This window comes from Streptomyces malaysiense (assembly GCF_000980885.2).
Taxonomy (GTDB): Bacteria; Actinomycetota; Actinomycetes; order Streptomycetales; family Streptomycetaceae; genus Streptomyces; species Streptomyces malaysiense.
On the sequence record NZ_LBDA02000111.1, the window covers coordinates 20,404 to 33,243 of the forward strand.

14 protein-coding genes are annotated in these 12,840 nt (G+C 70.4%); 8 read left to right on the top strand and 6 right to left on the bottom strand.

The window, feature by feature from the left end; all coding sequences use genetic code 11:
- Positions 1-83: 83 nt before the first annotated feature.
- The 6 genes from VT52_RS32885 to VT52_RS32910 all read left to right on the top strand — a co-directional run bounded on the left by VT52_RS32885 (position 84) and on the right by VT52_RS32910 (position 5,190).
- Complete coding sequence (locus VT52_RS32885; RefSeq protein ID WP_046423910.1) at positions 84-959, top strand: HhH-GPD family protein; 876 nt, start codon at positions 84-86, stop codon at positions 957-959.
- A gap of 281 nt (positions 960-1,240) precedes the next feature.
- Positions 1,241-1,780 carry a SigE family RNA polymerase sigma factor gene (locus VT52_RS32890; protein WP_046423911.1) on the top strand — a complete coding sequence of 180 codons (540 nt, stop codon included), beginning with the start codon at positions 1,241-1,243 and terminating at the stop codon, positions 1,778-1,780.
- A 41-nt stretch (positions 1,781-1,821) separates the two neighbouring features.
- Positions 1,822-2,439 carry a hypothetical protein gene (locus VT52_RS32895; protein WP_046423912.1) on the top strand — a complete coding sequence of 206 codons (618 nt, stop codon included), beginning with the start codon at positions 1,822-1,824 and terminating at the stop codon, positions 2,437-2,439.
- Between the two features lie 51 nt (positions 2,440-2,490).
- On the top strand, positions 2,491-3,195 hold the full coding sequence (cseB, locus tag VT52_RS32900; protein ID WP_046423913.1) for a two-component system response regulator CseB: 705 nt from the start codon (positions 2,491-2,493) through the stop codon (positions 3,193-3,195).
- A gap of 10 nt (positions 3,196-3,205) precedes the next feature.
- On the top strand, positions 3,206-4,564 hold the full coding sequence (cseC, locus tag VT52_RS32905; protein WP_046423914.1) for a two-component system sensor histidine kinase CseC: 1,359 nt from the start codon (positions 3,206-3,208) through the stop codon (positions 4,562-4,564).
- A 116-nt stretch (positions 4,565-4,680) separates the two neighbouring features.
- Positions 4,681-5,190: a TetR/AcrR family transcriptional regulator gene (locus VT52_RS32910; protein WP_240509981.1), complete on the top strand. Its 510-nt coding sequence runs from the start codon at positions 4,681-4,683 to the stop codon at positions 5,188-5,190.
- Between the two features lie 72 nt (positions 5,191-5,262).
- On the opposite strand, the gene VT52_RS32915 is transcribed toward VT52_RS32910, so the two are convergent.
- The gene (locus VT52_RS32915; RefSeq protein WP_046423915.1) at positions 5,263-5,811 is read right to left on the bottom strand and encodes a M23 family metallopeptidase; all 549 of its coding nucleotides are present in this window, start codon (positions 5,809-5,811) and stop codon (positions 5,263-5,265) included.
- A 454-nt stretch (positions 5,812-6,265) separates the two neighbouring features.
- On the opposite strand from VT52_RS32915, the gene VT52_RS32920 reads away from it, so the two are divergent.
- Positions 6,266-6,898 (top strand): HAD family acid phosphatase, encoded by a 633-nt coding sequence (locus VT52_RS32920; protein ID WP_046423917.1) that lies wholly within the window; start codon positions 6,266-6,268, stop codon positions 6,896-6,898.
- A gap of 171 nt (positions 6,899-7,069) precedes the next feature.
- On the opposite strand, the gene VT52_RS32925 is transcribed toward VT52_RS32920, so the two are convergent.
- Positions 7,070-9,592 (bottom strand): ATP-dependent Clp protease ATP-binding subunit, encoded by a 2,523-nt coding sequence (locus VT52_RS32925; protein ID WP_046423918.1) that lies wholly within the window; start codon positions 9,590-9,592, stop codon positions 7,070-7,072.
- A 430-nt stretch (positions 9,593-10,022) separates the two neighbouring features.
- On the opposite strand from VT52_RS32925, the gene VT52_RS32930 reads away from it, so the two are divergent.
- Positions 10,023-10,646: an SCO3374 family protein gene (locus tag VT52_RS32930; RefSeq protein ID WP_206306672.1), complete on the top strand. Its 624-nt coding sequence runs from the start codon at positions 10,023-10,025 to the stop codon at positions 10,644-10,646.
- Positions 10,647-10,689: 43 nt separating this feature from the next.
- Here VT52_RS32930 and VT52_RS32935 read toward each other — a convergent pair whose 3' ends face one another.
- From VT52_RS32935 to VT52_RS32950, 4 genes are all read right to left on the bottom strand, one after another.
- The gene (locus VT52_RS32935) at positions 10,690-11,025 is read right to left on the bottom strand and encodes a histone-like nucleoid-structuring protein Lsr2 (protein ID WP_046423920.1); all 336 of its coding nucleotides are present in this window, start codon (positions 11,023-11,025) and stop codon (positions 10,690-10,692) included.
- 214 nt (positions 11,026-11,239) lie between these two features.
- The gene (locus tag VT52_RS32940; RefSeq protein ID WP_046423922.1) at positions 11,240-11,773 is read right to left on the bottom strand and encodes an amino-acid N-acetyltransferase; all 534 of its coding nucleotides are present in this window, start codon (positions 11,771-11,773) and stop codon (positions 11,240-11,242) included.
- A gap of 9 nt (positions 11,774-11,782) precedes the next feature.
- Complete coding sequence (locus VT52_RS32945) at positions 11,783-12,202, bottom strand: BlaI/MecI/CopY family transcriptional regulator (RefSeq protein WP_046423924.1); 420 nt, start codon at positions 12,200-12,202, stop codon at positions 11,783-11,785.
- A 170-nt stretch (positions 12,203-12,372) separates the two neighbouring features.
- Positions 12,373-12,552 (bottom strand): hypothetical protein, encoded by a 180-nt coding sequence (locus tag VT52_RS32950; protein ID WP_046423926.1) that lies wholly within the window; start codon positions 12,550-12,552, stop codon positions 12,373-12,375.
- Positions 12,553-12,840 lie beyond the last annotated feature (288 nt).

Here is a 12,840-nt window from a genome sequence, read left to right on the forward strand (position 1 = left end):
ACATGGTTCTTCAGTGATCGGCACGCTGGGTGACGGCCTCGTCACCGGCGCCGCCCGGTGCGGCGTGGCAGGATCGGAAGGCCATGACCGAGAAAATCCACGCCCCCGTGATCGCCTGGTTCGACATCCACGCCCGCGACCTCCCCTGGCGCCGCCCCGAGGCGGGCGCGTGGGGCGTGATGGTCAGCGAGTTCATGCTTCAGCAGACCCCGGTCAACCGGGTGCTGCCCGTCTACGAGCAGTGGCTCGCCCGCTGGCCACGCCCCGCCGACCTGGCGAAGGAGGCACCCGGCGAGGCGGTGCGCGCCTGGGGCCGGCTCGGCTATCCGCGCCGCGCGCTGCGGCTGCACGGCGCCGCGGTCGCCATAACGGAACGGCACGGCGGCGACGTGCCGACGGAACACGCTCAACTGCTCGCGCTGCCCGGCATCGGCGAGTACACGGCCGCCGCGGTGGCCTCGTTCGCCTACGGGCAGCGGCACCCGGTGCTGGACACGAACGTGCGACGGGTGCTGGCGCGCGCGGTGACGGGGGTGCAGTACCCGCCGAACGCCACGACCGCGGCCGAGCGGCGCCTCGCCCGGGAGCTGCTGCCCGAGGACGAGGGGACGGCCGCGCGCTGGGCCGCCGCCTCCATGGAACTGGGCGCGCTGGTCTGCACGGCGAAGAACGAGGGGTGCGGGCGCTGCCCGATCGCCGCGCGGTGCGCCTGGCGGCAGGCGGGCAAGCCGGAGCACCAGGGGCCGCCGCGGCGCGGGCAGACGTACGCCGGTACGGACCGGCAGGTGCGCGGCAAACTGCTCGCCGTGCTGCGGGAGGCGCACACCCCGGTGCCGCAGGCGCGGCTCGACCGGGTGTGGCACGAACCGGTGCAGCGGGCCCGCGCGCTGGACGGGCTGGTCACCGACGGCCTGGTGGAGCCGCTGCCGGGCGGCCTGTACCGGCTGCCACTTGCCTGACACACAGTCAGATCACAGCGCCGCCGTCACTGTTACGGGAACTCCCGCCCAACCAGGGCACCAGAAAAGCCTCATAAATGGACATAGATGGCGCGCTCCTTACCCCGTACCTCCGGCCGTTACACAACCGACGGATAGCCGATTGCTAGCCGAAGGCTGGTCCGCACAGCCTCGTGACAACGACTGCCTACCTTCGTTCTCGTGCCCGGCAGACCACGGGCCGGCAGAACAGCGGGACTTCGGCGGGGGCCGGAGCACACGGGGAACGGAGGCGGTTGAACATGGCGCAGGGCGAGGTGCTCGCATTCGAGGAGTACGTCCGCACACGACAGGACGCGCTGCTGCGCAGTGCGCGCCGGCTGGTGCCGGACCCCGTGGACGCGCAGGACCTCCTCCAGACCGCGCTGGTGCGGACGTACGGCCGCTGGGACGGCATCGCCGACAAGCGGCTCGCCGACGCCTATCTGCGCCGGGTCATGATCAACACCCGGACCGAGTGGTGGCGGGCCCGCAAGCTGGAGGAGGTCCCCACCGAGCAGCTGCCGGACGCCCGCGTGGAGGACTCCACCGAGCAGCACGCCGACCGGGCCCTGCTGATGGACATCCTGAAAGTTCTCGCACCCAAGCAGCGCAGTGTCGTGGTGCTGCGACACTGGGAGCAGATGTCCACCGAGGAGACGGCCGCGGCCCTGGGCATGTCGGCCGGTACGGTCAAGAGCACGCTGCACCGGGCGCTCGCCCGGCTCCGCGAGGAGCTGGAGGCCCGCGACCTGGACGCACGGGCGCTGGAGCGTGAGGAGCGGGAGCGTTGCGCGGCCTGACAGGGCCCGGGTCGGCACAGACCCGTGGGAGTTGGCTGGCGGTGACCGCGGCGGTGGCCTCGGTCACCGCCCTCGCCCTTTTCGCCGGAGCGTGCGGCACGGGCGGCCTGGGTGCCCGGGACGAGGGCCCGGCACACGCCTCGGCGGTGGCCGGGGCCGGCGCCGTGGCCTCGCCCTCGCCCTCGCCCTCGCCGAGCGATCCGGACAAGTACCGGAAGGTGGACGCCGTACAGCTGCTCAAGCACGATCCGGCGGTGTCCGCCACCGTCAAGCGGGAGCTGAAGCCGTGCAGCGGCAACGAGTACCCGGTGGACGTCTCGTACGGCGATCTGACCGGGTCCCCGGTGGACGACGTCGTGATCAACGTGCTGACCTGCGCGGACGCGGTCGGGGTCGGATCGTATGTGTACCGGGACGACTCCGGCACCTTCAAGAACGTGTTCCGCACCGAGGAGTCCCCGGTCTACGCGGAGATCGACCAGGGTCGACTCTCGGTGACCAGGCAGTATTACGAGAAGGGCGATCCCATCTCCAGCCCGTCCGGTGAGATCGTGACGCCGTACAGCTGGAGGACGGGACGGTTCACGCCGGGCAAGAGCGTGCGCAACGAGTACAGCAAGTCGGCCGGGCAGGTCCCGACACCCGTGCCGGACAGCTGAACCGCCCTTGGACCGGACCACCAGCACGAGACGAGGACAGAGAGCACCGGGATGGCAGACCAGACCCACGTCCTGTTCGTCGAGGACGACGACGTCATCCGCGAGGCCACGCAACTCGCCCTGGAGCGGGACGGCTTCGCGGTCACCGCCATGCCCGACGGGCTGTCGGGCCTGGAGGCGTTCCGGGCGAACCGGCCCGACATCGCGTTGCTCGATGTCATGGTGCCCGGTCTCGACGGGGTCAGCCTGTGCCGCCGCATCCGGGACGAGTCGACCGTGCCGGTGATCATGCTGTCGGCGCGCGCCGACTCCATCGACGTCGTCCTCGGCCTGGAGGCGGGCGCGGACGACTATGTGACCAAGCCGTTCGACGGTGCCGTGCTGGTCGCCCGGATCCGGGCGGTGCTGCGCCGCTTCGGGCACGCCGGCGGCTCCGCGCACCCCGAGGAGCCCGCGTCCGCGATGCAGGGCGGCACGCTGACCTTCGGCGATCTGCGGATCGACACCGACGGCATGGAGGTGCTGCGGGGCGGACGGCCGGTGGCGCTCACCCCGACCGAGATGCGGCTGCTGCTGGAGTTCTCCACCGCGCCCGGGACCGTGCTCTCCCGCGACAAGCTCCTGGAGCGCGTGTGGGACTACGGCTGGGGCGGGGACACCCGCGTGGTCGACGTCCATGTGCAGCGGCTGCGGCAGAAGATCGGCCAGGACCGGATCGAGACGGTCCGCGGCTTCGGTTACAAGCTGAAGGCCTGAACGGAGCGGCATGCGGGGGTTTTGGCGCCACCCGGTCCGGCGCATGGAGCGCGTGGGCCTGCACACCGGCATCCGGTGGAAGCTCAGTGCGGCGATCGCGCTGGTCGCCGGGCTCGTGGCGATCGCGCTGAGCCTGGTCGTGCACAACGCGGCCCGGGTCTCGATGCTGGACAACGCGCGCGACCTGGCCAACGACCGGGTTCAACTGGCGCAGCGCAACTACGAGTTGTACGGGCGGACGAACTTCCCGAACATAAAGGTCGACGACCCCGGGATGCCGTCGGCGCTGCGCGAGAAGGTGATGGCCGGGCGCCGGGCGAGCGACGTCTCCGACCGGGGTTCGGGTCCGCCGGACATCTGGGCGGCGGTACCGGCCAAGGACGGGCACGTGCTGTCGCTGCACAGCCACTTCCCGGACCGCTCCATGGACGTGATGAAGGACCTGGACCAGGCCCTGGTCATCGGGTCCATCGCGGTCGTCCTCGGCGGCAGCGCGCTCGGTGTGCTGATCGGCGGGCAGCTGTCCGGCCGGCTGCGCAAGGCCGCGGCGGCGGCGAACCAGGTCGCACGGGGCGAGACCGAGGTACGGGTGCGGGAGGCCATCGGCGGGGTCGTACGGGACGAGACCGACGATCTCGCGCGGGCGGTGGACGCGATGGCGGACGCGCTGCGGCAGCGTCTGGAGGCCGAGCGGCGGGTCACCGCGGACATCGCGCACGAACTGCGCACCCCAGTGACGGGGCTGCTGACGGCCGCCGAGCTGCTGCCGCCGGGCCGGCCCACCGAACTGGTCCTCGACCGGGCCAAGGCGATGCGCACGCTGGTGGAGGACGTGCTGGAGGTGGCCCGCCTGGACAGCGCCTCGGAGCGGGCCGAGCTCCAGGACATCTTGCTGGGCGAGTTCGTCGCGCGACGGGTGGCGGCGAAGGACCCGGACATCGTCGTACGGGTCGTGCACGAGTCGGAGGTGACGACCGACCCGCGCCGCCTGGAGCGCGTGCTGTTCAACCTGCTCACCAATGCCGCGCGGCACGGGCGGCCGCCGATCGAGGTCAGCGTCGAGGGCCGGGTGATCCGGGTCCGCGACCACGGCCCCGGCTTCCCCGAGGAACTCCTCGCGGAGGGCCCGAGCCGCTTCCGTACCGGCAGCGTGGACCGCGCCGGCAAGGGTCACGGCCTCGGCCTGACCATCGCCGCCGGCCAGGCCCGCATCCTCGGGGCCCGCCTCACCTTCCGCAACATCCGCCCCATGGGCCTCCCCCCGGACCTCCCGGCGGAGGGGGCGGTGGCGGTCCTGTGGCTGCCGGAGCACGCGCCGACGAACACGGGGAGCTATCCGATGCTGCCGTTGTCGGGCGGAGCGGGCTGAGTGGCCCGCGCCCCTCAGCGGTGCGGGGAACCGCGCGACCGGCCCACGGCGGTCCGCGGCCGGCGCGGTACCGGAACCCTCCCGGCATGCCGAAGGCCCCCGGACCCTGAGTTCCAGTGATCGTTGCAACACCCCGCCGGGGGCCGGCCCTGTATTACCACTTCAAGACCAAAGAAGAGATCATCGTCAGCCTCTTCGAGGACCTGACGCAGCCGATCGCCGACCTGATCGAGTGGGGTCGCGGCCAGCCGCACACCCTGGAGACGAAGCGGGAGATCCTGCGGCGCTACAGCGAGGCGCTCTCGCGCGCGGAGCCGCTCTTCCGCTTCATGCAGGAGAACCAGGCGACGGTGCGGGAGCTGCGCATCGGCGAGACCTTCAAGGACCGCATGCACGGGCTGCGGGAGATACTCCTCGATCCGGACGCCGAGCTGGTCGACCAGGTGCGCTCGCTCAGCGCGATGTTCACCCTGCACGCGGGGATGTTCGTGATGCAGGACCTGGTGGGCGACGTGGAGAAGCGGCGCCAGGCCGTGCTGGACGTCGCTCTGGACCTGGTCACCCAGGCCCACGAGCACGCCCACACCCACGCCGACGCCGACACCGACACCGACACCGACGGCTGAACCGCCCGGGTCGGCTCGGACGGCCCGGACGGCTCGGACGGCTCGCTCAGCGGCTCACGGCGCCCGCCCGGCTCAGACGCGGACGCCCTTGCCCTTCAGGAAGACCACCGGGTTGAGGGCGGAGCCGTAGTTCGGGGTGGTGCGGATCTCGAAGTGCAGGTGAGGACCCGTGGAGTTGCCGGTGGAGCCGGACAGGGCGATGCGCTGGCCGGTCTTCACCTTCTGGCCGATCTTGACGTCGACGCGGGACAGGTGCGCGTACTGGGAGTAGAGGCCGTTCCCGTGCTTGATCACGACGGCGTTGCCGTACGCGGGACCGTCACCGGCGCCGTTGGGGCCGGCCTTGACGACGGTGCCGCCGTGCACGGCGACGACCTCGGTGCCGGTGGACACGGCGAAGTCCTGGCCGCTGTGCTTGGCGGCCCAGCGGGCGCCGGACTGGTTGAAGCCCGCGGAGAGCGCGTACTTCTTCACCGGGTCGACCCAGGAGGCCGCCGACGGAGCGGCGCTCGCGGCTCCGGCGCCCAGCACGACCGGGACAGCGACACCGGCGGCCAGAATGGCGGCGCGGGTACGGAGCGAGGACGTACGGGCGGCACGGAACGTGAAGCGCTTGGGCATCGGGACCTCGTGGGCTCGGGGACAGATCGGCCGCCCGGCGTACAGGCGTTCGCCGCGGCGGCCATCCCTTGGTAGCCGATCCCCCGGTCCGGGCGAAAGCGGCACTTGTACGGCTTCAGGTAGTAGACGGGGCGAAACGCATCCATCGCCTTGAAGTCCCTGTACCGACCCGGCACCCCCCGCCACGACGTGCCCGTTTCCCCGGAAACCGAGGATCTACGATCCCTTTGCCCACGCTTTACCTGCCAGACGGATCCCACTATCAGGGCTAGTAAGGGACAAATCGCCTGTGCGGCATGTCACCGGCTCCGCGCATCGGCGGGGCTGTGAATGTGACGCAGACCCCTATCCACCTACCGTTCGGTAACCCTACGGTTCCCCTCACGCCATCCGCACCACAGATCATGCACCTGCCACCCGGCACCGCGTACGTGACGTGAGAGGAACCCCCACGATGACCAGCCCCCTGGCGCGCCGCCTCACCGTGACCGCCGTCTCCGTGGCCGCCCTGGCCGCCCTGGCCGCACCGGCTCACGCGGCGGACGCCATCTCGGCTCCGGCCGGCACCGCGGCGACGAGCGCCACGACCGGCAAGGTCGACTTCGCCACCTGGCAGAACGACTGCCGGACGGTCATGGACCAGGCCCTGCCGTACATCGAGCAGCGCGTCGCCGCCGCCGGGCCGGGCCAGAAGCAGGCCATCGTCTTCGACATCGACAACACCACGCTGGACACCGACCTGGGCTTCGCCCTCCCCCAGAAGGCGAACGAGCCGGTGTTCGACGTCGCCCGGTACGCCCAGGACCACGGCGTCGCGCTCTTCTTCGTGACCGCCCGGCCGGGCATCATCGAGGCGCCCACCAAGTGGAACCTCGAGTACGACGGCTACCGGGTCTCCGGCATCCGCGTGCGCGGCCTGCTGGACCTCTTCAAGAACGTCGCGGACTACAAGACGGCCCAGCGCGTCGACATCGAGAACAAGGGTTACGACATCATCGCCAACATCGGCAACAGCGCCACCGACCTGTCCGGCGGCCACGCCGACCGGACGTTCAAGCTGCCCGACTACAACGGCCAGCTCTCCTAGGAGTCGTCCGACGCGGCCCTCACGACGCCGCTCGCGCGCCGGGAGGCGGGTGGAGCCTGGCCGCGCGGGGTCGCCGGTCCGGCGGGGTGACCCCGCCGGACCGGCCGCCGGGAAAGGCCGAAGGGGCCGGTGCCCAAAGGCACCGGCCCCTTCCGCTGGAGCGCCGCGGGTCTACGCGTCCTTGCTCAGGTTCGGACCGCCGCCGGCGGCCTGCTCGATCGGCGGAGCGTCCGGCAGGGCCGACTTCTCCTCGCCGCGGAAGGTGAAGGTCGCGTTCTCGCCCTCGCCCTCCGTGTCCACGACCACGATGTGGCCGGGGCGCAGCTCGCCGAAGAGGATCTTCTCGGAGAGGCTGTCCTCGATCTCGCGCTGGATCGTACGGCGCAGCGGCCGGGCGCCCAGCACGGGGTCGTAGCCTCGCTTGGACAGCAGTTCCTTGGCGGACTGGGACAGCTCGATGCCCATGTCCCGGTCCTTCAGGCGCTCGTCCACCTTGCTGATCATCAGGTCGACGATCCGCAGGATGTCCTCCTGCGTCAGCTGCGGGAAGACGACCACGTCGTCGACGCGGTTGAGGAACTCGGGCCGGAAGTGCTGCTTGAGCTCGTCCTGGACCTTGTTCTTCATGCGCTCGTAGTTGGTCTTCGTGTCACCCGAGGCCGCGAAGCCCAGGTTGAAGCCCTTGGAGATGTCCCGGGTGCCGAGGTTGGTCGTCATGATGATGACCGTGTTCTTGAAGTCCACGACCCGGCCCTGGGAGTCGGTCAGGCGACCGTCCTCCAGGATCTGGAGCAGCGAGTTGAAGATGTCCGGGTGGGCCTTCTCGACCTCGTCGAACAGGACGACGGAGAACGGCTTGCGGCGCACCTTCTCGGTCAGCTGGCCGCCCTCCTCGTAGCCCACGTAGCCGGGGGGCGAACCGAAGAGGCGCGAGACCGTGTGCTTCTCGCTGAACTCCGACATGTCGAGGGAGATCAGCGCGTCCTCGTCGCCGAAGAGGAACTCGGCGAGCGCCTTGGACAGCTCGGTCTTACCGACACCGGACGGGCCGGCGAAGATGAACGAGCCACCGGGGCGCTTCGGGTCCTTCAGACCGGCGCGCGTACGGCGGATCGCCTTCGACAGCGCCTTGACGGCGTCGACCTGGCCGATGACCCGCTTGTGGAGCTCGTCCTCCATGCGCAGCAGGCGGGAGGACTCCTCCTCGGTCAGCTTGAAGACCGGGATGCCGGTGGCCGTGGCGAGGACCTCGGCGATCAGCTCGCCGTCGACCTCGGCGACGACGTCCATGTCGCCGGCCTTCCACTCCTTCTCGCGCTTGGCCTTGGCGGCCAGGAGCTGCTTCTCCTTGTCGCGCAGCGAGGCGGCCTTCTCGAAGTCCTGCGAGTCGATCGCGGACTCCTTGTCCCGGCGGACGCCGGCGATCTTCTCGTCGAACTCGCGGAGGTCCGGCGGCGCGGTCATCCGGCGGATGCGCATCCGGGAGCCGGCCTCGTCGATCAGGTCGATGGCCTTGTCCGGCAGGAAGCGGTCCGAGATGTAGCGGTCGGCCAGGGTGGCGGCCTGGACCAGCGCCTCGTCGGTGATGGAGACGCGGTGGTGCGCCTCGTACCGGTCGCGCAGGCCCTTGAGGATCTCGATGGTGTGCGGCAGGGACGGCTCGGCGACCTGGATGGGCTGGAAGCGGCGCTCCAGGGCCGCGTCCTTCTCCAGGTGCTTGCGGTACTCGTCCAGCGTGGTCGCACCGATGGTCTGGAGTTCACCGCGGGCCAGCATCGGCTTGAGGATGGAGGCCGCGTCGATGGCGCCCTCGGCGGCACCCGCACCGACCAGCGTGTGCAGCTCGTCGATGAAGAGGATGATGTCGCCGCGGGTGCGGATCTCCTTGAGGACCTTCTTCAGGCGCTCCTCGAAGTCACCGCGGTAGCGGGAGCCGGCGACCAGGGCGCCGAGGTCCAGCGTGTAGAGGTGCTTGTCCTTCAGCGTCTCGGGCACCTCGCCCTTGACGATGGCCTGGGCGAGACCCTCCACGACGGCGGTCTTGCCGACGCCGGGCTCACCGATCAGCACCGGGTTGTTCTTGGTACGGCGGGACAGCACCTGCATGACCCGCTCGATCTCCTTCTCGCGCCCGATGACCGGGTCGAGCTTGGATTCGCGGGCGGCCTGGGTGAGGTTCCGGCCGAACTGGTCCAGGACCAGGGAGGTCGAGGGGGTGCCCTCGGCCGGGCCGCCGGCGGTGGCGGTCTCCTTGCCCTGGTAACCGGAGAGCAGCTGGATGACCTGCTGCCGCACCCGGTTGAGGTCGGCACCCAGCTTGACCAGGACCTGGGCGGCGACGCCCTCGCCCTCACGGATCAGGCCGAGCAGGATGTGCTCCGTGCCGATGTAGTTGTGGCCCAGCTGAAGGGCCTCGCGGAGCGACAGCTCCAGGACCTTCTTGGCACGGGGGGTGAAGGGGATGTGTCCGGACGGGGCCTGCTGGCCCTGGCCGATGATCTCCTCCACCTGCTGGCGGACCGCCTCGAGCGAAATGCCGAGGCTCTCCAGGGCCTTAGCGGCGACACCTTCGCCCTCGTGGATGAGACCCAGGAGGATGTGCTCGGTGCCGATGTAGTTGTGGTTGAGCATCCGGGCTTCTTCCTGAGCCAGGACGACAACCCGCCGCGCGCGGTCGGTGAACCTCTCGAACATCGTTAATCGCTCCTCAGAGCGGTCAGCCAGTGGGGGGAACTTCCCCTCCCTGTCCTTCCGCAGCTTAGTCCCGCAAGCGGGGACCGCTCATTCCAACTGCCGACACCGTCCTTGGCCTCCTGACCCCGAACGCCGACATCTGCTCCAACCCGATGGTGCGAGACGATGTTCCCGCAGGCCAGGCAGTTACCCCACTCGCCACTACGCCGATGGCGAACGGGAGGCCGCCGCGCCCGCGCCTCGCCCCCTCCCACTAGGCATGTCTTACCCGCAGGGACTGACAGTCCATGCCGAGCGCACCGGTTCCCTCCGCTACGGGCGAACAACCTTGCGGCTCCCCCTGCCACCGGACGCTTCCCTTTTCGGCACGCCGTGCGATCGGCGGGAAACTCAGCGTAACTTGCCGCCTGTCCCACCGGTTGCACCCGGCATGACTGGCACGGTCTCCACGACCTCCACGGTCCCCCTTCCTCGCCGCCCCGTCGAACCGGGAGCGCCCGGCGCGCGCGGGCGCGGGGCAAAGCGGTGGTGCGAGGTGCGGCGCTGGTACGAGAACGAGCTGGGCTGGGCGACCGTGCCCGGACCTCCGCCGGGACTGCCGACCGGGCTGCGCTTCGACGTCCTGGACGTGCCGGCCGAGGCGGGCGCGCGGGCCCTGCGGCATCTCGCGCCGGGTTCGCCGGTGGCTCTGCGGGGCGACCGGATGCGGCTGCTGGTGGCCGCGGGCGGCGCGGAGGAGGTGCCGGGACTGCTGGACTGGCTGGAGTGGGGCGCGGTGGCGCTCGATCTCCGGGTCCTGGGCGCGGGAGGCGTCATGGAGGCGCCGCTGCCGCCCGGCGGGCCGCTGCCGTCGTCCGGGGGCCTGGAGGGGGCCGCCGTGTGGCTGCGGCCCCCTGGGCCGGGGCACGAGGCCGATGCCACGCTGCCCGCGATGCCGCGCCTGGGGCGCGAGGGGAACGCCCCGGATCTCGTACGGCTGGTGGACACGGTGGCGTTGTGGTGTCACCGCGGCCGGCTGCGGCGGGAATGCGGCGGAGCGCCGGTCTCGCCGTAGCGCCGTACCGATGGTCGTACCGGTATTCGGCCGATTCGGCTGATCAGCCGTTGGCCTTCTCGTACGCCTCGCGGATGGACGCGGGGACACGGCCGCGGTCGTTGACCTCGTAACCGTTCTCCTTGGCCCAGGCGCGGATCGCCGCGGTGTCCTGGTTGCCGCTGGAGGCGGCGCGCGCCTTTCCACGTCCACCGGAGGCGCGGCCACCAGTGCGACGGCCACCCTTGACATAAGGGTCGAGAAGGCCGCGCAGCTTGTCCGCATTGGCGGTCGTGAGATCGATCTCGTAGGTCTTGCCGTCCAGCGCGAACGTCACCGTCTCGTCCGCCTCGCCGCCGTCGAGGTCGTCGACAAGAAGGACCTGAACCTTCTGTGCCACCGGATTTCCTTTCATCGATAACGTTGAGGGTCAGGGTGCGCGCGTCCGCCCGTTTCGCCGCCCCTGTTATATGCAGTACTGCAGTACGTCGGAAAGCAAACCGCTTTTGCTGGAAAAACACAAACCCCTGGGAGAGGACCGAGGAGGGCCCACGGGCCGGAAAGGTACGCGTTTCGGACATAGGGCACCGCGCATAGTCACCGGGCAAAGACGCTCACAGATGCAGAAGCATCCGGCTGTTGCCCAGGGTGTTCGGTTTCACTCGTTCGAGTCCGAGGAACTCCGCGACGCCCTCGTCATAGGAACGCAGGAGCTCCGCGTAGACATCGGTGTCAACCGGTGTCTCACCGATCTCGACGAAGCCGTGCTTCCCGAAGAAGTCGACTTCGAAGGTCAGGCAGAAAACCCGTCGAACACCGAGCCAACGGGCCGTGTGCAGCAACTTCTCCAGCAACTGATGGCCAACGCCTGCCCCCTTGAGGCCGGGCTTCACCGCGAGAGTGCGGACTTCCGCGAGGTCCTCCCACATGACGTGCAGCGCGCCGCAGCCGACGACCTCGGCGTTGTCGTCCCGTTCCGCGACCCAGAACTCCTGGATGTCCTCGTAAAGCGTGACCGTGGCTTTGTCGAGCAGGATGCGGCCCTGGACGTAGGCGTCGAGGAGGTGGCGCACGGCCGGCACATCGCCGGTCCTGGCCCGGCGGACCGTGATGGCTTTTGCGGAGACTTCGGGGCGCGCTGCGGACATGAGCGGACGCTATCGCCCGGCGGCACCCTCCGCCGAGCCGGGGTTCTCCTGTTGCTCCGCTTGTGCGGCTCGCGGTTCCACGGCTTCGGGGGCTTGCCGGGTTTCCGGCCCCTGGACGATGCGCACGGCGTCCTGAAGGGCCTGGCGCTGTTCCTCGCTCATCATCCCGAAGAACGCCACAAGAGCGGCGGCGGGGTTGTCGCTCTGCGACCAGGCGTCGTTCATGAGAGCGGCGGCGTAGGCGGCACGGGTGGAGACGGCCTCATATCGATAGGCCCGGCCTTCCGCCTCGCGGCGGACCCAGCCCTTCTGATGGAGATTGTCCAAAACCGTCATCACGGTGGTGTACGCGATGGTGCGTTCCTGCTGGAGGTCTTCCAGGACTTCCCGAACGGTCACCGGGCGGTTCCACTTCCACACCCGCGTCATGACCGCGTCTTCGAGTTCTCCCAAGGGGCGAGGCACAGCTCAGAACAATAGTGGGAGATCGGGGCGATCGCGTGCCGGACGTGGCGGAACCTCATGAACCTGGACAAAAAGGGCGCCGCGAGGGAAAGCGGGGATCTCCCCCCGGCCCAGGGCGATCCCCAGGGGGTCGCTCAGGCGTCGGCCGCGGCGGATCCGCCGCGCGCCACCTCCGCCCGCGCGACCGCGGCGTCGACCGCCGCGTCCTCCTTGGCCTTGGCGGCCCCGCCCTGGGTCTTCACGATCACCCGGACCACACCGATGAAGAACGCGGCCATCACGACCGGGGGCACGAGCGCGGAGACATAGTCCATGCGACCAGAGTAGCCATGCCCTACCGGGCGAATCGGGCGGGGTGGGCGCTCCTGCGGGTGACTCCGCCGTCCGGACGCGCGCCCGGACGGTGCGCGGCGAGCGGGCGGGCGCCGGCGTCCGCCGTGGACCGGCGCGTACCCGCGCGGACCTGCGGGGCGCCCGCCGGGCGCGGGCCCCGCCGGTCCGGCGACGGGCGAAGGGATCGCCGGGCGTGTCAGCAGACCAGCTGGTGCGGCGGCGCCGGGGGCTTGCGGCGGGGGAAGACCTCGCCGGGGGTGGGGATGGGG